Here is a 24,490-nt window from a genome sequence, read left to right on the forward strand (position 1 = left end):
CTCTGGTGACCAAGTGTTCAAGTTCCGGCGAGGCGGAACTCGTCGGTGGCTTCGCGAAGTGCTTGCAGGACGCCGGGATCGGTCACGGCGTGGCCCGCGGTGGGCAGGGTCAGCAGCGAGTCCGGCCAGGCCTGCCGCAACTCCCACGCCGTCACCGGCGGGCACACGATGTCGTAGCGACCCTGGACGATGCGACCGGGGATGCCCGCCAGCTTCCCGGCGTCGCGGATCAGCTGGTCGTCGTCGAGCCAGCCGCCGTTGGTGAAGTAGTGCAGCGCGATCCGGGCGAACGGGACCGCGAACGAGGTGGCCGCGTACTGCGCGACCAAGGCCGGGTTCGGGATCAGGGAGACGGCCGCGCCTTCCCAGTTGCTCCACGCCAGCGCTGCGCGGGCACGCACGTCCGGGTCGTCGTCGAACACCATGTCGCGGTAGGCCACCAGGGGGTCGGCGCCTGCCGGGACGAGCGAGGCGAACTCAGCCCACGCTTCGGGGAACAGCGCGCTCGCCCCACCCCGGTAGAGCCAGTCCAACTCGCTGGGACGCAACAGGAAGACCCCGCGCAGTATGATCTCGCTGACCCGCCCGGGGTGGGTCTGCGCGTACGCCACGGCCAATGTCGCGCCCCAGGAGCCGCCGAACAGCTGCCAGCGGTCGATGCCCAGATGCTCGCGCAGCCGCTCCATGTCCGCGACAAGGTGCCACGTCGTGTTGGCCGACAGGTCGGCGTCCGGCTCGCTCACGTGCGGGGTGCTGCGGCCGCAGCCGCGCTGGTCGAAAAGGACGATCCGGTAGGTGCTCGGGTCGAAATGCCTGCGCTGGACCGGGTTGGTTCCCGCCCCCGGCCCACCGTGGACGACGACCACCGGCTTGCCCTTCGGGTTGCCGCTGACCTCCCAGTACACGCGGTGCCCGTCGCCGACGTCGAGCATCCCGTGCTCGTGCGGCTCTATACCGGGATACAGGACGTCCATGCGCCCATGCTGCCTTACGCCTAGGGTCGTCGATATGGCGAACGCGCAATTCGGCAAGGAGACCTCGGAGCGCGGGGAGTTCGTGCGCCAGCCGAACCGGTTCACCGACCGGATCACCGCGGACGGGTCCTCGGGGAGACGGCCCGAGGCGGGCCGCTACCGGCTGGTCGTGAGCCTGGCGTGTCCTTGGGCGCACCGGGCGGTCATCGTGCGGGGGCTGCTGGGGCTCACCGAAGTCATTTCGCTGGGGGTGGTCGATCCCATTCGGGATGAGAAGGGGTGGCGATTCACTCTCGATCCCGAGGACCGTGATCCGGTGCTGGGGATCTCGTATCTTTCCGAGGCGTATCTCGCGACCGACCCGGACTATTCGGGGCGCGTGACGGTGCCCGCGCTCATCGACACTCGTACCGGCACTGTCGTCACCAATGACTATCCGCGGATCACGTTGGATCTGAGCACGCAGTGGCGTGAGTTCCACGCTCCTGGAGCGCCTGATCTCTACCCTGGGCCGCTGCGTGCTGAAATTGACGCTCTGATCGAGCCGATCTTTCACCACGTGAACAACGGCGTGTACAAGGCAGGCTTCGCCACGGATCAGGGTGCGTACGAGAAGGCGTATTCGGCGTTGTTCGCCGAGTTGGATCGGCTGTCGGCCCGGTTGGAGCACTCGCGGTTCCTGATGGGGGACCGGATCACTGAGGTGGACATCCGGCTGTTCACGACGTTGGTGCGCTTTGACGCGGTCTACCACGGGCACTTCAAGTGCAACCGGCAGAAGCTGTCGGAGATGCCGGTGTTGTGGGCTTATGCGCGTGATCTTTTTCAGACGCCCGGCTTTGGTGACACCGTGGACTTCGACCACATCAAGCGGCACTACTACGTGACCCATCCGAAGATCAATCCGACTGGGATTGTCCCTGTTGGGCCGGATCCGGCTGCGTGGCCGGCGCCGCTCAGCAGGGTCTGATGGCCCGCCGGCCTGCTTTGGCTTGGGTGCCAATTTGGGTGGTTCGCCTGGTCAGGACGAGGGAGACTCACCCTGATGCCCCAAGGAAACCCGGCCACAGCTGGACCAAGCCCGGCCGCATGGCTGAACCACACGGCCGGGCTTGAAATCTTTTAGTGGAAGGCGTGTTCCGGGGCCGGGAACTCCCGGCCTCGTACGTCCGCCGCGAACTGTTCGGCCGCGTTCAGCAGGACGCTCGCCACATCGGCGTAGCGCTTGACGAACCGGGGGGCCTTGGCGCGGCGCATGCCTGCCATGTCTTGCCAGACCAGGACCTGTGCGTCGCAGTCCGGGCCTGCTCCGATGCCGACGGTGGGGATCTTCAGTTCGTGGGTGACCTTCTTGGCGACCTCTGCGGGCACCATCTCCATGACCACCGCGAACGCCCCGGCCTCCTGCAGTGCCACCGCGTCGGACAGCACGCCGTCGCCTGCGTCGCCGCGGCCCTGGACGCGGTAGCCGCCCAGGTTGTGTTCGCTCTGCGGGGTGAAGCCGATGTGGCCCATGACCGGGATGCCCGCGTTGGTGATGGCCCGCACGTGCGGCGCGAACGCCTTGCCGCCCTCGAGCTTCACCGCGTGGGCGCGGCCTTCCTTCATGAACCGGACGGCCGTGGCCAGGGCCTGCTCAGGGGAGAGTTGGTAGGAGCCGAATGGCAGGTCGGCGACGACAAGCGCCTTCTTCGCCGACCGTGTGACGGCGGATACCAGCGGAATCAGCTCGTCGACCGTCACCGGCAGCGAGGTCTCGTATCCATAGACGTTGTTCGCGGCCGAGTCGCCCACGAGGAGCACGGGGATTCCGGCCTCGTCGAACAGTTCGGCGGTGTACATGTCGTATGCGGTGAGCATCGGCCACGGTTCGCCGCGCTCCTTGAGCTCCTGCAGGTGATGGATCCGGACCCGCTTGGCAGGCTTCGCGCCTTGCGCCGCGGCGGCACCAGTCCCGTAGGGAGCGGCTACTTCGGCGGAGTTCTTCTCAGCGGACATCGCTGTCGACCGTCCTTCCCTCGAAGCCCGCGTCGTCGCAGGTCCCCGGGTAATCGCGGATGGCTTACGGGTAAAGCCTGACACTCGGGCGATCGACAAGCGACTCGGTGGGACGAGGGTCACAGGAGACGGAAACGACATCGGAAACACGTTTGCCGCCACGCCCGATACCGCGGGGGAAGTCATCCGGGGCAAACAGTTGGACGGCCTGCGGGCCAAATTCGCCGAGCGGGTCTCGGCGCGGATCTTCGCCGATGTCACCGAACGGCCCATGACCAGAACCGGACTCGACCGGGCGAGCATCGCGGCGGCGTCCGTCGCCGTCGTGGTGTCGGCGGCACTGTTCGGGCCTGCCCTGCTCATGCGCCCGCGGCTCGGGGACGCGGCCACGCGACCGCGTGGCTCACACCTTCGGCATCGACCGCGCCCTGCTGACCTGTGCGCCCGACAACCTCGCGTCCCGTCAGGTGATCGAACGCAACCGGCGGGGTGCTCGGCGACATCAGCCCGGCGGGCAGGCTGCGCTACTGGTGCGGGACGTGCTGATCAGGAGCCCTCTCGCCACGCGCTGGTGATGGGGAGGCGACGGTCGCGGCCGAAGGCCTTGAAGCTGATCTTGGTGCCGGGCGGGTACTGGCGCCGCTTGTACTCGGCTCGGTCCACCATCCGCAGAACCCGGTCGATCAGTTCCGGCTCGAAGCCCGCGGCGATCAGGTCGTCGTAGCCGCGGTCGCCCTCGATGTAGTCGTCCAGGACGTCGTCGAGCAGCTCGTAGTCCGGCAGTGAGTCGCTGTCCATCTGGCCGGGGCGCAGTTCCGCCGACGGGGGCTTGACGATGGAGTTCTCCGGGATCGGCGGGACTTCTCCGCGCTTCTCCGCTTCCGCGTTGCGCCACTTGGCCAGTTCCCACACCAGCGTCTTCGGGACGTCCTTGATCGGGGCGAAGCCGCCGACCGCGTCGCCGTAGATCGTGGAGTAGCCGACGGCCAGTTCGGTCTTGTTGCCCGTCGCCAGGACCAGGTGGCCGTCCTGGTTCGACAGGCCCATCAGCGTGACGCCGCGGCAGCGAGCCTGGACGTTCTCCTCGGCCAGGCCCGTGAGGCCCAGCTGACCGACGAACTGCTCGACCATCCCGGCGATCGGCTGTTCCGAGTAGTGCAGGCCCGTGCGCTCGGCCAGGTCCGACGCGTCCGAGCGGGAGTGGTCCGAGGAGTACACCGACGGCATCGAGACCCCGTAGACCGCGTCTGCCCCCAAGGCGTCCACCGACAGGGCCGCGCAGACCGCGGAGTCGATGCCGCCCGACAGCCCCATCACGACCGACCGGAAGCCGTTCTTCTGCACGTAGTCCCGCAGGCCTGTGACCAGCGCCGCCCACACCTCCGCCTCGTCGGGCAGCGGCTCGGCCACACCGGGGGAGTGCTGCGGCTCGTAGGCGGGCACCGGGTCCGCCGACACCGTCACGCGGCGGACGGTGAAGGTGTCGACCACCTCGGCGTCCGTGCGGGTCGCGCCGCCGGGGATGTCCATGTCGATGACCATCAGGTGCTCGACGAACTGCGGCGCGCGCGCCAGCAGTGTGCCGTCGACGCCGACGACCATCGAGTCGCCGTCGAAGACGAGGTCGTCCTGGCCGCCGACCTGGTTCACGTAGACCAGCGGCGCCCCGGCCTCACGGGCGCGGCGGGCGACCAGCGGCAGCCGGACGTCGTCCTTGTCGCGTTCGTACGGGGAGGCGTTCGGCGTCACCACGAGGTCGACACCGGCGCGGCCGAGCCCGGCGATGGGGCCGCCCTCCTGCCAGATGTCCTCGCAGATCGCCATGCCGATCTCCAGTCCGCGGACCTTCACGATGTCCAGGTTCTGGCCGGGCACGAAGTAGCGGCGCTCGTCGAACACGCCGAAGTTGGGGAGGTGGTGCTTGTACTGCCGCGCCACCACGGCGCCGCCGTGCAGCACGGCCGCGCCGTTGCGCGGGCCCGCCTCGTCGAGGTCGAGGTACCCGGCCCACACCGGGATGTCACCGCAGCCCGCCTCGGCCAGCGCCGCCGCCAGCGAGTCGAGGGCGGCGCGGGAGGCGTGCCCGAAGGAGGCGCGCATCGCGAGGTCCTCGACCGGATAGCCGGTCAGCACCATCTCGGGGAACACCACCAGGTGCGCCCCGGCCTCCACCGCCTTGCGCGTCCACTCGACGACCATGGCGGCATTGCCCACCAGGTCGCCCACGGTGGGGTTGACCTGGACCAATGCGATCCGTAGCTGCGGCATACCGTCATCCTCCACCATGTTTTCGCCCCTGAGGCGAAAATGTGACGGGGCTCAGACTAGCCCTTCCCGGCCTTCACGTTCCTGATGGCCGCCCGGACTCGCTGCAGTGCCTGCTCCGCGTCGGAGTCGAACGGATTGTCGTGCACCAGGTAGGTCCACGTCGAGGTCGGCCTGCGCAGCCCGGCCGCGGTCAGGTCGACGCCGTCGGCGGTGATCTCGGCTTCCTCGAATGTCTCGACCGCCAGTTCGCGGATCTCCTTGAGGATGCCCTTGAACTCGCCGATCGCCGCGCGGTGGAACTCGTCGATCGGGGTCTCCCTGGCCAGCGCGCGCAGGTGGATGGTCTCCCGCACGTCGGACAGGAACGCCAGGTGCCGCGACCAGCGCTGGTCGAGGTGGAACAGCAGGATCTGCCGCGCCGCGACCGTCAGCACGTCTTCGGGCACGTCCTTGGCGAGCTTCTCCCACCGGTCCGGGCACTGTTCCTTGAGCTGCTCGGCGGCGAGGTCGGTGCGCAGCACGTCGTCGCGGTAGGCCAGGACCAGGCCGCGCTGGTGCTCGATGAGCCGGGTGTAGCGCCACGTGTTGCGGTGGATGTCGAGATGCACACCCTCGGCGACCCGCTGGGCGTGCTCGATGAACCGCTTCGAGGTCTGGTCTTCGAGCCTGCCGTCCTCGGCGGGGTCGGCGCCCGCGGTGGCGTCCGGCGCGTACTGGGCGATCAGGTCGTCGCCGAGGCTGGCGAACACCACCGACCGCCCCGGGTCGCCCTGGCGACCGGACCGGCCGCGCAGCTGGTTGTCGAGCCTGCTGCTGGAGTAGTGCCCGGAGGCGATCACGAAGAGTCCACCCAGATCGGCGACCTTGTCGTGGTCGTTCTCGTCGCCGTCCGCGCCGCCGAGCTTGATGTCGGTGCCGCGTCCGGCCATCTGCGTCGACACCGTGACCGCGGCGTGCGCGCCCGCGTCGGCGACGATCGCGGCTTCCTCCGCGTCGTTCTTCGCGTTGAGGACGACCGTGGTCACCCCGGCCGCGGTCAGCTTCTCGGAGATCCGCTCGGACTCGGCCACGTCGAGCGTGCCGACCAGGATCGGCCTGCCTGTCTCGTGCTGTTCGACGATCTCGGCGACCAGCGCGGTCTCCTTGGCCTCGACGGTGTCGTAGATCCGGTCGGGCTCGTCGACCCGCACGCACGGCTTGTTCGGCGGGATCACCGACACCTTGAGGTCGTAGAACTCCCGCAGCTGCTCGCTGACCGCCGTCGCGGTGCCGGTCATGCCGCAAACCCGCTGGTAGCGGCCCACGAGTCCCTGCACGGAGATCGAGTCGAGGACCTCGCCACTCTCGGTCGGGTCGAGCCGCTCCTTGGCCTCGACCGCGGCCTGCAGCCCGTCCGGCCAGCGCTGCAGCAGCGCGATCCGGCCGCGGGAGGTGTTGATCAGGTGGACCTTGCCGTCGCGCACGATGTAGTCGACGTCGCGCTGCAGCAGGGCGTGCGCGTGCAGGGCGGCGTTGACCGCGGCGAGCCGGTCGCTGTGGTCGCCGGAGTACAGGTCCAGGCCGCCGAGCGCCTTCTCCACGATCTTCGCGCCGCGGCCGGTCAGCCACGCGTTGCGGTTGTCCTCGTCGCGCTCGTAGTCGCGGCCCGGGCGCAGCGTGCGGACGATCGCCGCGACCTCGGGGTCGCCCTGGGAGTCGTCGGTGGACCCGGCCATCACCAGCGGGACCCGGGCCTCGTCGACCAGCACCGAGTCGGCCTCGTCGATCAGTGCCACGTCGGGCTCGCGGTGGACCAGGTCTTCGACGTCGGTGCACAGCCGGTCGCGCAGCACGTCGAAACCGATCTCACTGACCGCGCCGTAGGTGACGTCCTTGCCGTAGGCGATGCGCCGCTCACCGGGGGTCGACTCCTGGTCGACCCAGCCCACGGACACGCCGAGCAGCTCGTAGACCGGCGCCATCCACTCGGCGTCGCGGCGGGCCAGGTAGTCGTTGACCGACATGACGTGCACGGCCCGGCCCTGCAGCGCGTATCCGGCGGCGGCCAGCGCGCCCGCGAGCGTCTTGCCCTCACCGGTGCCCATCTCGACCACGCGGCCGTGCAGCAGCTCCATGGCGCCGACGAGCTGCATGTCGTAGGGCCGCTGATCGAGGCCCCGGCGGGCGGCCTCACGGCCGAGCGCGCACAGCTCGACCATGCCGTGCGCGTCGAGCCCGCCCAGCGCCTTCTCCCGAAGCTCGCCCGCGGCCTCGGTCAGCTCGGCGTCGGTGAGCTTCGCGACCCGCTCTTCGCGCCACTCGATGGAGGTAAGGACCTCGGTGTACTTCTTGAGGTCGACCGTCGAGGGCCGTTCCATCAGATGCTGGAACAGGCCCTTGACCCGTGTCAGAAACGCAGCCACGTCTCCGGCCACCTCTCGTTCGTCTCGCAAGTGACGCCATTGTCGACCCTGTCACCTAACGGCGAAGTGTGGCGGATGAGTTCCCGGCTGACACACTGGTCGGGTGTTCCGACACAGGCTGAGCAGGCTGATGCTCCTGATGGTGGTGGCCGCGCTGAGCTCGTGCAGCGCGCAGGTCTCCGGAAACCCCGTGGCGGGTGACTCCGAGACCCTCGGTCCGAAGGGCCCGGTGCCCGCCGGGCTGGACCGGTTCTACGGGCAGACCCTGACTTGGCGAGCGTGCAGACCACTGGCGCACGACGACGAGAGCAAGCGCACCTTTGGCGACGAGGGCGTCAGGTGTGCCCTGCTCAGCGTGCCTTTGGACTACGCCAAGCCCGATGGGCGGACGATCACCATCGGCCTGCTGCGCAAGCAGGCGACGGGCGCCAAGGTCGGTTCCCTGGTGATCAACCCGGGTGGCCCGGGCGTCTCCGGGATGACCGCGGCCGCCTCGATCGCGGAACGGATCGCGGACACCGAGCTGGCGGAGAAATTCGACCTCGTCGGGTTCGACCCGCGCGGGATCGGCGTCAGCGAGCCGCGGATCCGGTGCCTGACCGACTCGGAGATGGACAAGGACCGCGTCGAGCCGGACAACACGACTGTCGCCGAGGAGGAGACCGAGAACAAGGAGTTCGCAGGCAAATGCGCCGAGCGCAGCGGCGGCGCGGAGGTCCTGGCCAACGTCGGCACCCGCGATGTCGCCCGCGACATGGACGTCCTGCGCTCGGCCCTGGGCGACGAGAAGCTCACCTATGTGGGTTACTCCTACGGCACCCGCATCGGCACCGCCTACGCCGAGGCCTTCCCCGGCAACGTCCGTGCCCTGGTCCTCGATGGCGCGGTCGACCCGCTGGAGGACCCGGTCAGCCAGGCCATCGGCCAGATCACGGGCTTCGACAAGGCCCTGGACGCCTACCTGGCGTGGTGCGGGCCCAAGCAGTCCTGCGTCGTCAAGGACGAGACCCGATTGCGTGAACTTCTGGAGACCCTCAAGAAGCAGCCGCTGGCCGTGGGCGACCGCCAGCTCTCGGCGAGCGACGCCACCACCGGCGTCGCCGCCGCCCTCTACAGCGACGAGACCTGGTCATTCCTCTCGGCCGCACTGTCGGCTCTGGCCAAGGGCGACGGCAGTCAGCTGCTGCTGCTCGCTGACCTGTACCTGGGCCGCGACACCGACGGGAGCTACACGTCGACGATGGCCGCACTGGTAGCCGTGCGCTGCGTGGATGAGCCTCGAATCACGGACCGGGCACAGGTGGAGGACGCGACCCGACGGATCATCGAGGGCACCAAGGACTCGTTCATGTCGGCCACCGACCCACCCCTGCCCGCCCTGGACTCGTGCGCGTTCTGGCCGGTCCCCAACACCAGCGAACCGCACCAACCCAAGGTGGAGGGTCTGCCACCGACGCTCGTCATCTCCACCACCGGCGACCCGGCCACGCCCTACACGGCGGGCGTGAACCTGGCGAAGGCCATCGGCGGCAGGCTGCTGACCTACGAGGCCACCCAACACACCGTCTTCATGCAGGGCGACAAGTGCGTGGACGACGCGGGCACCCGCTATCTGGTCGACCTCACGCTCCCGGCCGACGGCTTGCGCTGCAAGGGCTGAGCCAGGGCCTTGCCGAGCCGCGCTCGGCGACGTACAGTATCTTGTACGTCGAAAGGAGGAGTGCTAGTGAAGACCATGAGTTACTCCGAGTCTCGCGCGAAGTACGCCGAGACGCTCGACTCGGTCGTCAACGACCGCGAGGAAGTCGTGATCACCCGCGCCGGTCACGAACCTGTCGTGATTGTGTCGCTTGACGATTACCAGTCACTCAAAGAGACGGCATACCTACTGCGCAGTCCTGAGAACGCGCGTCGGCTGATCACCGCGATCGAGCGACTGGAGTCCGGCGGCGGTGCACAGCACGACATTGTTGAATGAGGCTCATCTGGGACGAGCATGCCTGGGCTGACTACCTCTGGTGGCAGACCGAGGATCGGAAGGTCCTCAAGCGGATCAACGAGTTGATCAAAGACATCGGACGCAACGGAAACGAGGGAATCGGTAAGCCCGAACCCTTGAAGCATGGTTTCCAGGGTTATTGGTCGCGCCGCATCACCGATGAGCACCGACTGATCTACAAGATCGCGGACGACGATATTCGGATCGCCGCTTGTCGGTACCACTACAGCCGGTAGGTCCTGGCTCACCGCACAGGAGGCCGAGTCAGGCACGTCCGAAGGTCGGCGAACACACACCAAGCGGGCCGCCGCACCGGCACATAGTCCGCAGGCACCCCGCCGGCGGCGATCGTCTCCCGATACGCCGCCACCGCATCCGTAGGCCGCCGAGTCAACGACGGATCAGTCAGAACGTCCACTGTGTACAACCCAAATCGAGCCCGGTAGTCGCCCCACTCGTAGTTGTCAGTCAGGCTCCAGTAGTTGTAGCCGATCACCTGAACACCCTCAGCCATCGCCCGCTGCACCCAATACAAGTGGTCACGCAGGTGCGCAGCCCGGCTGTACCCATCCGCCCGCGCCCCGTTGTCGGTCGGCATCCCGTTCTCCACGATGTACAACGGCAGTCGCGGATACTGCCGCTGGTACTCCTTGAGCGCGTAATAGATCCCATCCGGCTGCGGCGCGATCTTCCAGAACTCACCGCTCGCCCCATGGATCGCCGTGAGGTTGTCCAGGCTCAGCCCGTAGTAGTAGTCGATCCCGACGAAGTCGAGTTTGTCTCCGACCCGGTTGAGGAAGTCCGCGTCCGCGAACCCCTGCAACGGTGGCGGCAGGTAGGCGATGTTGCTGCTGACCCGGCTCCCCGGGTCGACCTCATGGATCACGTCGAACCCGGCCCGGTGCGCGGCCACCAGATTGGTCATCATCGTGCCCGCCTCGAACACGCCGACGCCGCCGTTCTGCCGCTCGTGGTGCCGGTACTGGGTCGGTTCGTTGAACGTGATCCACAAAGCGCCGAGGCCGCGGTAGCGGGTGGCGATCGCGCGCGCGTAGACCAGCCAGTCGGTAACCGTGCGGGGGTTCACCCAACCGCCCTGGTCCACGACCCAGCCGGGGTGCACGAAGTGCGTCAGCGTGATCATCGGCGTCATCCCCGCCGCGCGGACCTTCGCCACGACGTCGTCGTAGTACGCCAGTTCCGTCTCGTCCCACTGGCCGGGCCGGGGCTGCACGCGCGCCCACTCGACGCCGAACCGGAACGTGTTCACACCGAGCTGTCGTGCCAGTTCGATGTCCGAGGCGTACCGGTGCCGGAAGTCCACGGCGTCGCGGTACGGATGCTTGATCGCCGACGTGCCCTGCTCGACGTAGCGCCGCCAGTTGCTGTCGGGCGCGAAGCCCTCCGACTGGAAGCCGGACAGTGAGACACCCCAGTGGAAGCCCTGTGGTATGGGACTCGCCTGGGCGGGCACAGCACCCAACCCGAGCAGCAGGACGACGACCGCGAACAGGGGCAGCAGGCGCGACATGGATCACCCTCCGGCTAGGGATCACCCACTCAGCCAGAGATGAAGCGATTTCGCATCCGTCGGTCAGGGGGTTCGCTGGAAATAGTGAACCTCGTAGGCGTCCCGATAGCCCATCCGCCGATACCACTCGCGCGGCCAGCCCGTGGCCTCCGCGGTGAGGAAGGACAGGTCGCAGCCCGCGCCCCGGGCCCGGTGCAGCGCCTCGGTCACCAGGCCCCTCGCGTACCCCATACCCCGGTGCTCCGGCCGGGTGATGATGTTCTCGAACTGCGCCAACCCCTCCGACACGCACAGTTCGCCGCGGGCCACCACCTCCCCGGACGCGTCGCGGACACCGAGGAACGTGACGTCGGCGCCGCGCGAGTAGAGCCGCACCCGGTCGGCAAGTTGCGCGTGGGACTGCTCGCTGTCGCCGGGGAAGTCCGCCTTCCAGTCCTCCAACATCGATGGCCGCAACTCGTCGAACGTGAGCGCCTCGACCGGGCCGCGGACCCGCGCGGGCAGTTCCCCGGAGTGGATCATCGTGACGATCCGCTCCGCCTCGTATCCCGCCGCGGCGAACGCCTCTTCCGCCGCGGCGCCTCGGGGCCCGTCGGTGAAGTTGACCAGCCGGTGCGCGTGTCCGTTGTCGCCCAACACTTTGTCGGCGGCGGCGATCACCACCGCGGGATCGACTGCCCCCGTCACTATGACCCGGTTGTGGTGCCAGGACGCCGGATAGTCGTGCTGCAGCAACGCGTGTCCCCAGCCGAACTCGACGATCCCGGTCGCCTGCACCCGGGCGAACCGGTCCTCGAACGCCGCGATCCGACGCAGCGAAGCATTTGTGTCCACCCGCTCATCATGGCTCAGGCATCAGCCTCACGGATGCGAATTAACCATCCCCCAGGCTGACCAAGTCCAGACGAAAGTCAGGGGTACCCGCGTCCTCGGCCGGGACACAGTGGCTTCGGGATCACAAAACTCAGAGGGGAACCCGAATGTCGCAGAAAAAGAGAGTCCTGGCAGTGGGGGTCGCGGTCGCCTTGGCGTCCGCGGTGGCGCCGCCGATCGCGGCGGCCGACGCCGCGCACCTGCCCGTGCCGAAGATCCAGTGGCAGCAGTGCCCGGACGACAAGCACCTGCGGTGCGCGATGGTGCCCGTGCCGCTGGACTACGCCGACCCGCGGGCCAAGAAGATCAGCCTGCGGCTGGTCAAGCGGCCCGCGGACCAACCGAACCGCAGGATCGGCACGCTGTTCATCAACAACGGTGGCCCCGGTGGTTCCGCCGCGGACTTCGCCATCGGCGCGGGCGACATGCTCGGTGCGAGCACCCGGCAGCGGTTCGACATCGTGGGCATCGACCCGCGCGGCATCGCCGGTGAGCGCAACTGCCTGACCGAGGGCTGCGGCAGCGAGCCCGTCGTCTGCGCCGCCGCGCCGCAAGACCCGCCGGGCCCGCCCGCGCCGGCGGCGGCCTTCCCGCGCAGCGCAAGCGAAGTGACCGCCCAACTGGCGTTCGACGACTTCTACCGAGGCCTGTGCGACAAACGCGGCAACGAGATCCTCGACCACATGTCGACCGCCGACACCGCGCGCGACATGGACCTGATGCGCCAGGCCGTCGGGGACCGGCAGCTGAACTACTACGGCATCTCCTACGGCAGCGTCCTCGGCGCCACCTACGCCGCGATGTACCCGAACAAGGTGCGTGCGCTCATCGTCGACGGAGTGCTCGACCCGGTCGCCTGGTCCACCGGCCGCGGTGACGATGCCAAGTACGTCGCGTCCGCCCGGTTCGGCAGCGAGTACGGCGCCTGGGAGTCGCTGCACAGCGCGTTCGCCGAGTGCGACCGCGTCGGCGTGGCCCGGTGCCCGGCCGCGGGCCAGGCGAGCGGCAAGTTTCACAGGGTCGTCGAGCGGCTCAAGCAGGGTGACGTCGACACGCCGGACGGCAAGCTCAACTACCAGGAGGTCATGGGGACCCTGCTCGGCGCGATGTACCGCCCGGGCAACTACCCGCTGATCATGGACTTCGTCGAGGCCATGCACCAGCAGATCTTCGGCGCCGCCCGGGTGCCGAGCCGCGCGGGTGACACGTGGAAGAAGCTCCGCGCCGCCGAGCGTCCCGCGGTCCCGACCTTCGGCGACGAGGTGATCGCCCCGACGTTCCACGGCGTCCTGTGTGCCGACAGTGTCAACCCGACCGACCGCGAAGCCCCGGTCCGCTCCGCCGCCCACGCCGAGGCCAACGGCCCCGGCTTCGGGGAGCTGTGGTCGTGGATCTCCTCGCCGTGCGTCAACTGGCCGGGCTCGTCGAAGTCGGCGTTCCGCGGCCCGTACACGGTCAGGACGTCGACACCGCTGCTCATCGTCGGCAACACCCACGACCCGGCGACCCCGATCAGCGGCGCCCGTGCCCTCAACGGCCTGATGAAGGGTTCGCGGATGCTGACCCTCGACGGCTGGGGCCACGGCACCCTGCGGATGAGCGAGTGCGTCACCGGGAAGTTCGAGTCCTACCTGATCCACCGGAAGCTCCCGGTCCCCGGCACGGTGTGCCAGACCGACGCTCCACTGTTCCCGGCCGCTGGCTAGCCGCTGCGACACGGTCGCGTCCGCCGGTGCGGGCGCGACCGCGTCTTGGGCCCGTTTAGAGCACCTCGACCCTCGGGTCGATTCCCGCCCAACGCTTGTCGGCGGTCACGATCGAGGTCGCCCCATCGACCACCGCGACAGCGATGACCAACGCGTCGGGCAAACGGAGCGCGCGATGACGGGCACGAAGCCGCGCCGCGCCGGCGGCGACTTCTTCGTCGATGACTCTGCACGCGCCGAAGAGACGGCTCACAGCGGCCGTCCGGTGTTCCACGATCCCGCCGTTGCGCCTGGCCTCTCCCACCAGCACCTCTGCCAGCACGGAGGCAGGGACAAGGAATCGATGGCCATCGGCATGCGCCCGCTGGATCGCGCTCAGCGCGGGCAGATGATGCGTGTCGAGCGGGTCGAAGACGGCGATGATGACGCTCGCGTCCAGGACTACCGGTCCCACTCGTTCCTCAGTTCTTCAAGATTGGTGGCCTCGGAAAGGCCTGGAGCGGAGCCCGCGAGTTCGTTCAGGGCGTCGAGAAATGGATCGGAGTGTCGGATGAGCCGGAAGACGCCATCTGCTTCGACTTCCACCCGTAAGACGTCGCCAGGCCGCACGTGAGCTGCGGCAAGCGCGGCCACCGGCAGCGTGACCTGATTCTTGCTGCTGACCTTCGTCGTGCGCACGGGCTCGCCATCATGTTGCTTTACCTCGGTGCCCATAAGTAAAGCGTATCAGCTTTCGCGCCGCTTCGAAGTGATCAGCAGTGCCAGCACCGCACCCGCCGCGCACACGATCGACGTGATCAGGAAGATGTCGGTGTACTGCGTGACCAGGGCCTGCTTCAGCTGGGTCGTGTACGCCGCCATCTGCCGGGCGAACTCCGCCTCGTCCATCCCGAACGGCAGCGGCGGGCTCAGATTCGCTGTCAGGCTGTGGAATCGGTGCAGTCCCCACGCCGACAGCGCCGCGACACCCACGAGCATCCCCGTCATCCGCGCGACCACCACGGCGGCGGACGCAACCCCGTGCCGCTCAGCGGGAACCACGCGCAGTACCGCCGCCGACAGCGGGGCGATGACCAGCCCGAGCCCGAACCCGGCCACCGCGAGATCAGTGTCCAAAGTGGGCAGTCCCAGCACGTGCGTCGTCGACTCGACGTCAACGGTCCACCGAGACATCAGCAGGTACCCGACTCCGGCGACCAGCATCCCGATGACCGTCACGATCCGGTCGCCGTACCGCGCCGCCGCGAAACCGCCCACCAGCGCGCCGATCGGCAGCGCGATCAGGAAGCGCAGCAGGACGAACACCGCGCCGCTGTCGTCGTCGCCAAGCAGCGACTGGGCGAACAGGTCGACGTTCACCAGCGTCACCATCAGCGCCGCTCCGGCCGCCGCGGACACGCCGAGCGAGGCCAGGAACGGCCGCATGGACACCCCGGCCGGGTCGATCAGCTTGGTCCGCGCGCGCCGCTCCCACAGCAGGAACGCCACCAGCGCCACCACCGCGCCGACAAGCATCGCCGGACCCCACGAGGGCAGCACCGCATCGCGCGGGGTCGGGTTGTAGAGGCCGATCACGGCCAGCCCGAGTGTCACCGCGAGCAGCAGCCCACCGACCACGTCCACCCGCACGGGGTTCTCTGCGCGCTGGTGCGCGGGCACCGTCAGCTGGACCGCCACCATCGCGATCACCGCCAGCGGGACGTTCACCCAGAACACCGCACGCCAGCCGGAGATGTCGGCCCACAGCGGAAGACTCGCGATCGCCACCCCGTACAGCGGCCCCAGCACGCTCCCGAGTTCCTGCGCCGCGCCGACAGCGCCGAGCACCGTCGAGCGGCGGTTCTCCGCCCACAGGTCCGCGGCCAGCGCCATCGTCACCGGCAGCAGCGCCCCACTCGCGACGCCCTGGATCACCCGGCCGGTGACCAACACCGTCAGGTCACCGGACAGCGCGGTGACCACGGAGCCCACGAGGAACCCGAGTAGACACAGCTGCAGCAGCAGCTTGCGGCCGAACCGGTCCGAGGCCTGGCCCAGCAGCGGCATCGCCGCGATGTAGCCGAGCAGGTACCCCGTGACGATCGGGGTCACCTTCTCCAGCCGGTTGATCGGGATCTGCAGGTCCTCGATGATCTGCCGGATCACGCTGACCACCACATAGGTGTCCAGCGCGCCGAGCAGCACCGCGAGCCCGCCGGCGCCTATCGCGATCGAGCGGCCGCGCCTGGTGGTTCCCGTCATCGACCGGGCCTAGGCCGGGGCGGTGATGGTGACCGGCTTGCCCACGTCGGACAGCGTCAGGTCGACCGTCGCCTCGCCGCCGTCGGACGCGGGCAGCTTCACCGAGGCCTTGACCGGCAGCTTGCTGTCCTCGCGCAGCCAGAAGGTGACGTCGACATCGGAGGTCACGCCGGGCACGATCGCCGAGACCACGTCCTGGGCGCCGCGGCCCTTGACCCGGTAGGTCGACACGCCGTCGACGTCTTCCTTGGCCTCGGTCTTCGGGTCCTTGATCTGCGCGAGCACGTTCGCGATGCCCTTGTCGGGGTTCAGGATCGCCGACGGGTCGTACAGGTTCGACGTCAGCGCCGCCGGGTACTTCTGGAAGCCGCCGGTGGGGCCCTTGATGTAGAGGGAGTCGTCGACGAGGACGAACTCGCCCTCGATGAGCTGGCCCATCAGGGTCAGCTTGACCGTGCCCTTCGCCGCGCCCGACGGTCCGCCTTCGCGGGTCAGGTCGCCCTCGGCGTTCTGCACGGGGATGGCCGCGACCGTCCCGTTGACCTTGAGGGTGAAGTGCGCGCTGCGGACGTCGCGCGTCGCCGCGGCGGCGTCCTTCATCAGCGTCGCACCGTCCGGCAGGCTCGCGCCCCCGGGTGCGTCCGTGTCCGATGTGCACCCAGCGGCGAGGGCCGCGGTGAGCGCGAGGGCCCCAAGGAAGATCCGGCGCGTGACCATGGTGCGCATCGTAGGGCCAGCGGGCTGAGACCGTGTCTCAGCCGGTCCGGAACGTCTTGCGATACGCGAGCGGTGACACACCGACCGCGGCCCGCATGTGCTGGCGCAACGATGTCGCGCTCCGCAGCCCCGACCGTTCGGCCACCTGGTCTATCGGCAGGTCCGTCGTCTCCAGCAGGCGCAGCGCGTGCCGGACGCGCTGCTGGATCAGCCAGGTGCCGGGCGACTCACCCGTTTCCGCGCGGAAATGCCGGGAGAAGGTCCGCACGCTCATCTTCGCGTGGGCGGCGAGCGTGCTCAGTTCCAGCGACTCGTGCAGCCGGTCGAGCGCCCACGCCCGAGTCGCCGAGACGCCGCCCGCGCCCACGGGCAGCGGCCGGTCGATGAACTGCGACTGCCCGCCCTCGCGCCACGGCGGCACCACGCAGTACCGCGCCGCGCGGTTCGCGACCTCGCTGCCGTGGTCGGACCGCACCACGTGCAGACACAGATCGATGCCCGCGCTCAGGCCCGCGGAGGTCAGCACGTCGCCGTCGTCGACGAACAGCACATCCGGGTCGAGATGGACTGCCGGATATAGAGCACGGAACTGGTCTACGAAGCGCCAGTGGGTCGTCGCGGGACGGCCGTCGAGGATGCCCGCGGCACCCAGGACGAACGCGCCGGTGCAGATCGACATGACCCGGGTGCCAGGCCGGATCAGCGCGAAGGCGTCGGCCAGCGGGCCGGGCAGCGTGCCGTCGTGCCTCGGCCCCGGCGCGCGGGTGCCCGGCACGATCACAGTATCCGCCCAGGCCAGGGCTTCCGGTCCGTGGTCGAGCACGGCGGTGAACCCGGCGGTCACCGACACGGGCTTCGCGTCCACGCCGCACACCACGACCTCATAGAGCGGCGACCCGTCCGCGTCCAGCGAGGCGTTGAAGATCTGCGGCGGGATGCACAGGTCGTAGCCCACCGCCTCGTCCACCGCCAGCACGGCCACCCGATGCGTCATGGCCGAATTCTTTCACATAGTGGCAATCAGGCCACTTGTTCGATGTCCGACGAACCAACAGGCTGAGGCGCGTGACCCAACTGGATGTCCGTCCCCGCCTGCACCGGGCCTGGATCGTCGCGGCCGTCGCCTTCGTCGCCCTCGTCGGAGCCGCGGGCTTCCGCGCCGCGCCGAGCGTGCTCATCGACCCGCTGCACCGCGAGTTCGGCTGGTCGACCGCCACCATCTCGGGTGCCGTGTCGATCAATCTCATCCTGTTCGGGCTGATCTCACCCTTCGCCGCCGCGCTCATGGAACGGCTCGGCATGCGCAAGGTCGTCGCGGGTGCGCTCCTGCTGGTCTCCGCGGGCAGCGGCCTGACGGTCTTCATGACCGAGACCTGGCAACTGCTGCTGCTGTGGGGCGTCTGCGTCGGCACCGGCACCGGCGCGATGGCACTCGCCTTCGTCGCCACCATCACCTCCCGCTGGTTCGTCGCGAAGCAAGGCCTGGTCAGCGGGGTCCTCACCGCCGCGGGCGCGGCCGGGCAGCTCGTCTTCCTGCCGCTGGTCGCCCACCTCGCCGAGGACAGCGGCTGGCGCACCGCGAGCATGACCGTCTCCATCGCCGCGCTCGCCGTCGTCCCGCTCGTGCTGCTGGCCCTGCGCGACAACCCTGCCGACGTCGGCACCACCGCCTACGGCGCGGACCCGCTCGACCCGCCCCCGGTCTCCGCCACCGCCGATCGCACCGCGATGCGCGCGATCACGGTGTTGAGGAGCGCCGCGCGCACCCGCACTTTCTGGCTCCTCGCAGGCGGCTTCGCGATCTGCGGCGCGTCCACCAACGGGCTGATCGGCACCCACTTCGTCCCCGCCGCCCACGACCACGGCATGCCGCCCACCACCGCCGCGGGCCTGCTCGCCCTGGTCGGCGTCTTCGACGTCGCGGGCACGATCCTGTCCGGCTGGCTCACCGACAAGGTCAACCCGCGCGTCCTGCTCGCCGTCTACTACAGCCTGCGCGGCGCGTCCCTGCTCGTGCTCCCGCACCTGTTCGCCGCCACGACCGAGCCGCCGATGTGGGCGTTCATCGTCTTCTACGGCCTGGACTGGGTCGCCACCGTGCCGCCCACCGTCGCCCTTTGCCGCCGGGCCTTCGGCGCCGACGGCCCGATCGTGTTCGGCTGGGTATTCGCCTCCCACCAGGTCGGCGCCGCAATCGCCGCGCTCGGCGCCGGACTCACCCGCGACCACCACGGCAGCTATGACCTGGCCTGGTACGTCGCGGGCGGCCTCTGCGCGATCGCCGCTGTGATGTCCATGCTCGTCCCGCCACCCCGGAATTCTTGAGTCGGGTCACGTCGGTTTGTTCAGCAGCGGTCAGTGGGTCACCGTGGTCGATCGCCGTCACGGTCCCTTAGGTCACAGGGCGCGCGACCCTGGCTTGGCCCTCGGGGGAGGCCGGCCCGTCTAGGCTGCGCTTATGGATCGCCAGCAAGAATTCGTGCTGCGCTCGCTAGAGGAGCGCGACATCCGGTTCGTCCGGCTGTGGTTCACCGACGTTCTCGGTTTCCTCAAGTCGGTGGCCGTGGCACCGGCCGAGCTGGAAGGCGCGTTCGCCGAGGGCATCGGCTTCGACGGCTCGGCGATCGAGGGGTTCTCCCGGGTCTACGAGTCCGACATGATCGCGCGCCCCGACCCGGCCACCTTCCAGGTCCTCCCGTGGGAGACCCCGGAAGGCGAGCCCTACTCGGCGCGGATGTTCTGCGACATCGCGATGCCCGACGGCTCGCCTTCCTGGGCCGACCCGCGCCACGTCCTGCGGCGGACCCTGTCCAAGGCGAGCGAGGCCGGGTTCACCTGCTACGTGCACCCGGAGATCGAGTTCTTCCTGCTCAAGGACATCCCGGTCGACGGCAGGGAGCCGACCCCCGCGGACAACGGCGGCTACTTCGACCAGGCCAGCCACGCCACCGCGACGCACTTCCGCAGGCACGCCATCGAGACCCTCGAGGCGATGGGCATCTCGGTCGAGTTCAGCCACCACGAGGGCGCGCCCGGCCAGCAGGAGATCGACCTGCGCTACGCCGACGCCCTGACCATGGCCGACAACGTCATGACGTTCCGCTACGTGGTCAAGGAGGTCGCGCTCACCCAGGGCGTGTTCGCCTCCTTCATGCCCAAGCCGTTCTCCGACCAGCCCGGCTCCGGCATGCACACCCACGTCAGCCTGTTCGAGGGCGACCGCAACGCCTTCTACGACAGCGAGGACCCGTACCAGCTCTCCGCCACCGGCAAGGCGTTCGTCGCGGGCCTGCTCAAGCACGCCCGGGAGATCTCCGCGATCACCAACCAGTGGGTGAACTCCTACAAGCGGCTCATCGTCGGCGGCGAGGCCCCGACCGCGGTCTGCTGGGGCCACGCCAATCGGTCCGCGCTGGTCAGGGTGCCGATGTACTCGCCGAGCAAGGCGTCGTCGCGCCGAGTGGAGATCCGCTCGCTGGACTCCGCGTGCAACCCGTACCTGGCCTACTCGGTGATCCTCGCCGCGGGCCTCAAGGGGGTCGCCGAGGGCTACGAGCTGCCGCCCGCCGCCGAGGACGACGTCTGGTCGCTGTCCGACGCCGAGCGCCGTGCCGCCGGCTACGCCAACCTCCCGCAGAACCTGGGTGAGGCCCTGGCCGAGATGGAGAACTCCGAGCTGCTCGCCGAGACCCTGGGCGAGCACGTCTTCGACTTCTTCCTCCGCAACAAGCGCACCGAATGGGACGCCTACCGCCGCAGCGTCACCCCCTACGAACTCCGTTCCCTCCTCCCCGTCCTGTAAACCCGCGAGTCCCCAACTCCCGACAATGAGTCCTCAGTTCGCGCCCGCAGGCCAAATGAGAACTCACCGTCGGGAGTTGGGGACTCACGGATGTGGCGGGTTTGATCTATTTTCCCTCGACCGGGTGGTCCAAGATCGACGCTGAAGCGGTTAGGTTGGGCCCCGTGCTTCCCCCCGACGTGTCCCCGGTGATCGGCTGCACGGTGGTCGGGTGTGCGGATCTTCCCGCGGCCCGGATCGCCGCCGAGACCTTCCGCCGCCACCACCCGAGCGCCACCTTCGTCACGCTGCTCGTCGACGGGCCCCGCGCCGACGGCGTGATCGTGCCCGCCGACATGGGCATCGGCGCCGACGAACTCGCCGTCCTCGCCACCGGTCACACCGCCCGCGAAGCCTGCGTCGCGCTGCGGCCGCGGCTGATGGAGTGGCTGCTCGGCAAGCACGACAGTCCGGTGCTCTACCTCGACCCATGGGTCCGGGTCTACGCGCCGCTCGTGCCGCATCTTGGCGACGCGGCGCTGGCGCTCGTGCCCAAGGTGCTGCGCCCGCTGCCCGCCGACGGTCTGCGACCCGACGCCGAGGCCCTGCGCGCGGCAGGTGTTTACGACGAGGGCTTCGTCGTCGCCGCCCACGGTGCCGAGCATTTCCTGCACTCGTGGGCCGAGGCGTCCACCGCCGACCCGGCCTCGGCGGGCGCGTTCCTCGACGGCGCCCCCGCCCTTGTCGACCACCGCGTCCTGCGCGACCCCGGACTGGGCCTCTCCCGCTGGAACGCCGCCCAACGGCCGCTCGCCCTGACCGCCGATGGCTCGGTGACCTCGGGCGGAGCGCCGCTGCGGTCGGTCAACTTCGCAGGCTTCGACCCGACCCGGCCCTGGCTGCTCAGCGCCGACATCGCCGACCACCAGCGGGTCCTGCTCTCCGAGCACCCGCTGCTCAACCGCATCTGCGCGGAGTACGCGGGCGAACTGGGCGAAGCTCCCGAGCCCACCGTCCGCTTCGGCGCGCTCGCCGACGGCACCGCGTTCCCCCATTCGCTGCGGTCCGCGTACCGGCGGGCCAGGACCGGCCGGGACAAGCCACCCGCCGCGGGCGCCGACCCCGGGGGCTTCCTGCGTTGGGCCTGCGCGCCCGACCCCGAACTGCCGCGCTGGGCGGTCGCCCTGTGGCGCGACGACGAGGAACCGCGCGAACGCTTCGCCGACCCCTTCGGGGCCGACGCCGCCGCCTTCCGGGACTGGTGCGCCACAGACGCCGTCCTCACCGGCCGGATCCACCCGCGCGCGGTGCCCGGCCAGTCCGAGGTCGCACTGGTCGATCAGATCGGCGTCTCCGTGCTCGGCGACGGCCCGCTGGCCGACCGGGTCCGGCTGGCCGCCGGGGCCTCCGGGCTGCCGACGTCCGACCAACCCGTGTACCCGGTGGTGCTCGCCTGCGGAGGCACGTCCGGGATACCCCGGCAGCGGCACGTCATCGTGGTGCGCGACGAGTTCGGCCCGGTCCCGCCACGCGCCGACGAGCGCTGGCTGGCCTGGCCCGCCTCGGCCCCGGCCCCCGACGGCGTCGCCACCCACACCGTGCCGCTCCCGGCCGTCGACCCGGGCGCCCGCGACGACGGCGCCAAGGAGGACGCGCGGGCCAAGCTCGGCCTCGACGCGTCACCGGTCTTCGTCGCGCTCGCCGACCACGCCGACGACCTCATCGCGGCGTTCGCGGCGGCGTTCGGCGAACGCGCCGATGTCCGGCTGCTGCTGCTCGTCCCCGAATCGCGCGCGCGAACCGAGACCATCGAGCGGCTGCGCTCTTCGGCGGCGGGCAACGGCCGCGTCCGGCTGGTCACCGAGGCCTTCGACCGCGCGGTCGACGCCGCGGACTGGGCGATCTCGCTGCACGAACCGGGCTGCGCGGACACCGCGAAGGTCAACGCCTGGCTCACCGAGACGTCGCTGCGGGGTGTCCCGCTCATCACGATCGCCGGGGGAGTGGGTGCTGACCTGCTCGGCGGCGACGGCTGCGTCGCGCTGCCCACCGACGAGTTCGCCGCCGACACGATGATCGCCGGCGCCATCCGCGACCTCGCCGACGACCACGCCACCGCCGACAAGGTCGGCTCGGCCGCCCGGACGTCCCTGCTCGACAACCTCGCGCCCGCCGTCACCGGCGCCGCCGTCCGCAGGCGCATCGAGCTGGCCTACCGCAGCTGGCGGGCGGGTCGGGCGGTCGCCGGGGCCGCCGACGACGACCCGCTGCGCGCGCTCCGAGCCGCGCGGCACGCCCTGCTGCGCAGGCCCGACGCCGACGTCGGCCACCGGATCCCGATGGCGCCACAGCTGCGCCGGGCCGTGCTGCGCGTGCTCAACCACTACGACCAGCACCTGACGTCGGTCCTCAGTTCGCTCATAGACGGGGTAGAGCGCACCGCGGCCGAACTGGTCGAACGCCAGGAGAAGCTGGCCAACGCGGGCGCGGGCCACGACATCGACCTGCTGCGCGCCGATCTCGACCTGATGGTCGAACGCGGGGCACACCTGTCCAAACAGGTCTCCGCGAATGGCGAGGAGGTCGTGCGGCTGCGCGGCGAGGTCAGCCGGGGAACCCGCGCGGTCAAGGCGCTGTCAACTCAGGTGCGGGAGACCCCGCCGCCAACGGTGGACCCCGAGCACCTTCGCGCGCTCACGGAGATGCTGGCGGCCGGGCAGGCCCGGATCGATGCCCTTGAGGCCAAGCTCAACGAGCGCCTCGGCGAGCGCGACAGCAGGGTCGCGATGAGCACCTGGTCCTCGGATCAGGCCCTGCGGGCCACCGACGCGCTGCGCAGAGTCGTTGTGCGCCAACACGAACGGGTGATTCCACCGGAGCTGGCCGACGTGCCGACCTCGCTCGTCCTGTGCGACGCGGGCCTGCTGCGGCTGCCCGCGCACGACGCGGTGATGTCCCCGGTGCTGTCGAGCAACGGGGTCTGGGAGCCCGACGTCGCTGAGCTGGTCGATTCGCTCATCGAGCCCGACAGCGTCTTCCTCGACATCGGCGCCTATGTCGGTTACCACGCGATCCGCGTGCTCGGCAGGCTCGGCACCAGTGGCACCGTCGCCGTCGTCGAACCGTCCGGTGAGGCGGCGAAACTGTTGCGGCACAACGTGTCCGAGAACGTCAGTCCCACCGTGGCGGAACGCCTCGTGATGATCGAGGGAGCGGCGTGGGACAGCCAGTCTCCGCTGGTGGGGACCCCTGCGGCGGGTGGTGGGCTGGCCATCGGGCCACAAGATCCACAAAAGGTGATCACCACCACATCGGGTGAATATCCGATCGCGGGCGTTCGGCTGGACCGCGAGCTCGACGGTCTGGAAGCCACTCGCGAACAGCGTCTGTCGGTCGTGAAAGTCGACGTTCCGGGCCGCGGGCACCGCGCCCTGGGGGGTCTCGTGCGCAGGCTGCGCAAGGACCGACCGCACGTCGTCGTGGCCGTGGATGCGACTCTGACCAGGGAATACGGTGACGACCCCGGTGTGGTCCTCAGGGAGTTCCGCACCTGGGGCTACGAGCTGGTGCGGCTGGGTGAGGAACGTGCGGTGAAGGTGGAGGACGTGGTCGACGAGGTACTCACCGGGCAGGTGCGCACCCTGTGGCTCCGACCCTCCACAAGCCGCTGACCAGCCGATTTGACTTTGCGATCAGCTACCGCGTAACTTTCTCCTTGTCGCACGGAGCGCCGAACAGAACAGGACGCAAGAGCCTGGCGGAGTCGGAGTGGAAGAAAGCTTCTGGTAGTGTTCAGGAGCCGGACACCACCGGGTCGAGCGGGTTGACACCGCGAATCGAACCGGGTAAAGTTCTGCGGCGTTGCCTGAACCGGAATCCCTGCAAGGATCACTAGATCTCGCATGGGTCCGATGCAGACACAAAACTTGTTAGCAATACCAGCCTCTGATGCTGTCGCTCCTTATTTGGTGCGGTTAATTCGGATGTGCGTGTGTTGTTT

General features: G+C 69.4%; 19 protein-coding genes. 8 read left to right on the forward strand and 11 right to left on the reverse strand.

All coding sequences use genetic code 11. The annotated features are described in order from the left end of the window. Positions 1-17 precede the first annotated feature (17 nt). Positions 18-974, reverse strand: a complete 957-nt coding sequence (gene pip / locus GPZ80_RS25250; RefSeq protein ID WP_187223561.1) for a prolyl aminopeptidase — start codon at positions 972-974, stop codon at positions 18-20. A gap of 34 nt (positions 975-1,008) precedes the next feature. Here pip and GPZ80_RS25255 point away from each other — a divergent pair, with 34 nt between their 5' ends. After that, on the forward strand, positions 1,009-1,944 hold the full coding sequence (locus tag GPZ80_RS25255; protein ID WP_187223562.1) for a glutathione S-transferase family protein: 936 nt from the start codon (positions 1,009-1,011) through the stop codon (positions 1,942-1,944). Positions 1,945-2,096: 152 nt separating this feature from the next. Here the strand turns inward: GPZ80_RS25255 and panB are convergent, their stop codons facing one another. From panB to secA2, 3 genes are all read right to left on the reverse strand, one after another. Beyond that, a complete protein-coding gene (gene panB / locus GPZ80_RS25260; protein ID WP_187223563.1) occupies positions 2,097-2,972 on the reverse strand; it encodes a 3-methyl-2-oxobutanoate hydroxymethyltransferase in 876 nt (291 codons plus the stop codon). Between the two features lie 546 nt (positions 2,973-3,518). Then, complete coding sequence (locus GPZ80_RS25265) at positions 3,519-5,240, reverse strand: NAD+ synthase (protein WP_187223564.1); 1,722 nt, start codon at positions 5,238-5,240, stop codon at positions 3,519-3,521. 56 nt (positions 5,241-5,296) lie between these two features. Next, positions 5,297-7,642 (reverse strand): accessory Sec system translocase SecA2, encoded by a 2,346-nt coding sequence (gene secA2, locus GPZ80_RS25270; RefSeq protein ID WP_187223565.1) that lies wholly within the window; start codon positions 7,640-7,642, stop codon positions 5,297-5,299. A gap of 103 nt (positions 7,643-7,745) precedes the next feature. Between secA2 and GPZ80_RS25275 the strand changes: the two genes are divergently transcribed. The 3 genes from GPZ80_RS25275 to GPZ80_RS25285 all read left to right on the forward strand — a co-directional run bounded on the left by GPZ80_RS25275 (position 7,746) and on the right by GPZ80_RS25285 (position 9,877). Beyond that, a complete protein-coding gene (locus GPZ80_RS25275) occupies positions 7,746-9,302 on the forward strand; it encodes an alpha/beta hydrolase (protein WP_312880569.1) in 1,557 nt (518 codons plus the stop codon). 75 nt (positions 9,303-9,377) lie between these two features. Next, positions 9,378-9,620, forward strand: a complete 243-nt coding sequence (locus tag GPZ80_RS25280; RefSeq protein WP_222719849.1) for a type II toxin-antitoxin system Phd/YefM family antitoxin — start codon at positions 9,378-9,380, stop codon at positions 9,618-9,620. Further along, a complete protein-coding gene (locus GPZ80_RS25285) occupies positions 9,617-9,877 on the forward strand; it encodes a Txe/YoeB family addiction module toxin (RefSeq protein ID WP_187223567.1) in 261 nt (86 codons plus the stop codon). The genes GPZ80_RS25280 and GPZ80_RS25285 overlap by 4 nt, the downstream gene beginning before the upstream one ends. An 8-nt stretch (positions 9,878-9,885) precedes the next feature. On the opposite strand, the gene GPZ80_RS25290 is transcribed toward GPZ80_RS25285, so the two are convergent. Together GPZ80_RS25290 and GPZ80_RS33820 are read right to left on the reverse strand one after the other, a co-directional pair. Next, complete coding sequence (locus tag GPZ80_RS25290; protein ID WP_187223568.1) at positions 9,886-11,172, reverse strand: glycoside hydrolase family 1 protein; 1,287 nt, start codon at positions 11,170-11,172, stop codon at positions 9,886-9,888. 63 nt (positions 11,173-11,235) lie between these two features. After that, complete coding sequence (locus GPZ80_RS33820; protein ID WP_187223569.1) at positions 11,236-12,006, reverse strand: GNAT family N-acetyltransferase; 771 nt, start codon at positions 12,004-12,006, stop codon at positions 11,236-11,238. A 146-nt stretch (positions 12,007-12,152) separates the two neighbouring features. Between GPZ80_RS33820 and GPZ80_RS25300 the strand changes: the two genes are divergently transcribed. Further along, a complete protein-coding gene (locus GPZ80_RS25300) occupies positions 12,153-13,751 on the forward strand; it encodes an alpha/beta hydrolase (protein ID WP_187223570.1) in 1,599 nt (532 codons plus the stop codon). A 55-nt stretch (positions 13,752-13,806) separates the two neighbouring features. Here GPZ80_RS25300 and GPZ80_RS25305 read toward each other — a convergent pair whose 3' ends face one another. From GPZ80_RS25305 to GPZ80_RS25325, 5 genes are read right to left on the reverse strand one after another with little or no spacing between them, the layout of a single operon-like run. Next, on the reverse strand, positions 13,807-14,205 hold the full coding sequence (locus GPZ80_RS25305) for a type II toxin-antitoxin system VapC family toxin (protein ID WP_187223571.1): 399 nt from the start codon (positions 14,203-14,205) through the stop codon (positions 13,807-13,809). Then, positions 14,193-14,465, reverse strand: coding sequence for an AbrB/MazE/SpoVT family DNA-binding domain-containing protein (locus tag GPZ80_RS25310; RefSeq protein WP_187223572.1), 273 nt, complete (start codon positions 14,463-14,465; stop codon positions 14,193-14,195). The genes GPZ80_RS25305 and GPZ80_RS25310 overlap by 13 nt, the downstream gene beginning before the upstream one ends. 12 nt (positions 14,466-14,477) lie before the next feature. After that, positions 14,478-15,992, reverse strand: coding sequence for an MFS transporter (locus tag GPZ80_RS25315; protein ID WP_187223573.1), 1,515 nt, complete (start codon positions 15,990-15,992; stop codon positions 14,478-14,480). Between the two features lie 9 nt (positions 15,993-16,001). Then, positions 16,002-16,709 (reverse strand): LppX_LprAFG lipoprotein, encoded by a 708-nt coding sequence (locus GPZ80_RS25320; protein WP_187223574.1) that lies wholly within the window; start codon positions 16,707-16,709, stop codon positions 16,002-16,004. A 37-nt stretch (positions 16,710-16,746) separates the two neighbouring features. Next, complete coding sequence (locus GPZ80_RS25325; protein ID WP_187223575.1) at positions 16,747-17,703, reverse strand: GlxA family transcriptional regulator; 957 nt, start codon at positions 17,701-17,703, stop codon at positions 16,747-16,749. An 80-nt stretch (positions 17,704-17,783) separates the two neighbouring features. Between GPZ80_RS25325 and GPZ80_RS25330 the strand changes: the two genes are divergently transcribed. The 3 genes from GPZ80_RS25330 (at position 17,784) to GPZ80_RS33825 (ending at position 24,161) form a co-directional block, all read left to right on the forward strand. Then, positions 17,784-19,034: an MFS transporter gene (locus tag GPZ80_RS25330; protein ID WP_246477471.1), complete on the forward strand. Its 1,251-nt coding sequence runs from the start codon at positions 17,784-17,786 to the stop codon at positions 19,032-19,034. Positions 19,035-19,167: 133 nt separating this feature from the next. After that, a complete protein-coding gene (locus GPZ80_RS25335; protein WP_187223577.1) occupies positions 19,168-20,511 on the forward strand; it encodes a glutamine synthetase family protein in 1,344 nt (447 codons plus the stop codon). Between the two features lie 164 nt (positions 20,512-20,675). After that, positions 20,676-24,161, forward strand: a complete 3,486-nt coding sequence (locus GPZ80_RS33825; protein ID WP_187223578.1) for an FkbM family methyltransferase — start codon at positions 20,676-20,678, stop codon at positions 24,159-24,161. The last annotated feature ends 329 nt before the right edge of the window (positions 24,162-24,490 follow it).

This window comes from Actinokineospora xionganensis (assembly GCF_014323725.1).
Classification (GTDB): Bacteria; Actinomycetota; Actinomycetes; order Mycobacteriales; family Pseudonocardiaceae; genus Actinokineospora; species Actinokineospora xionganensis.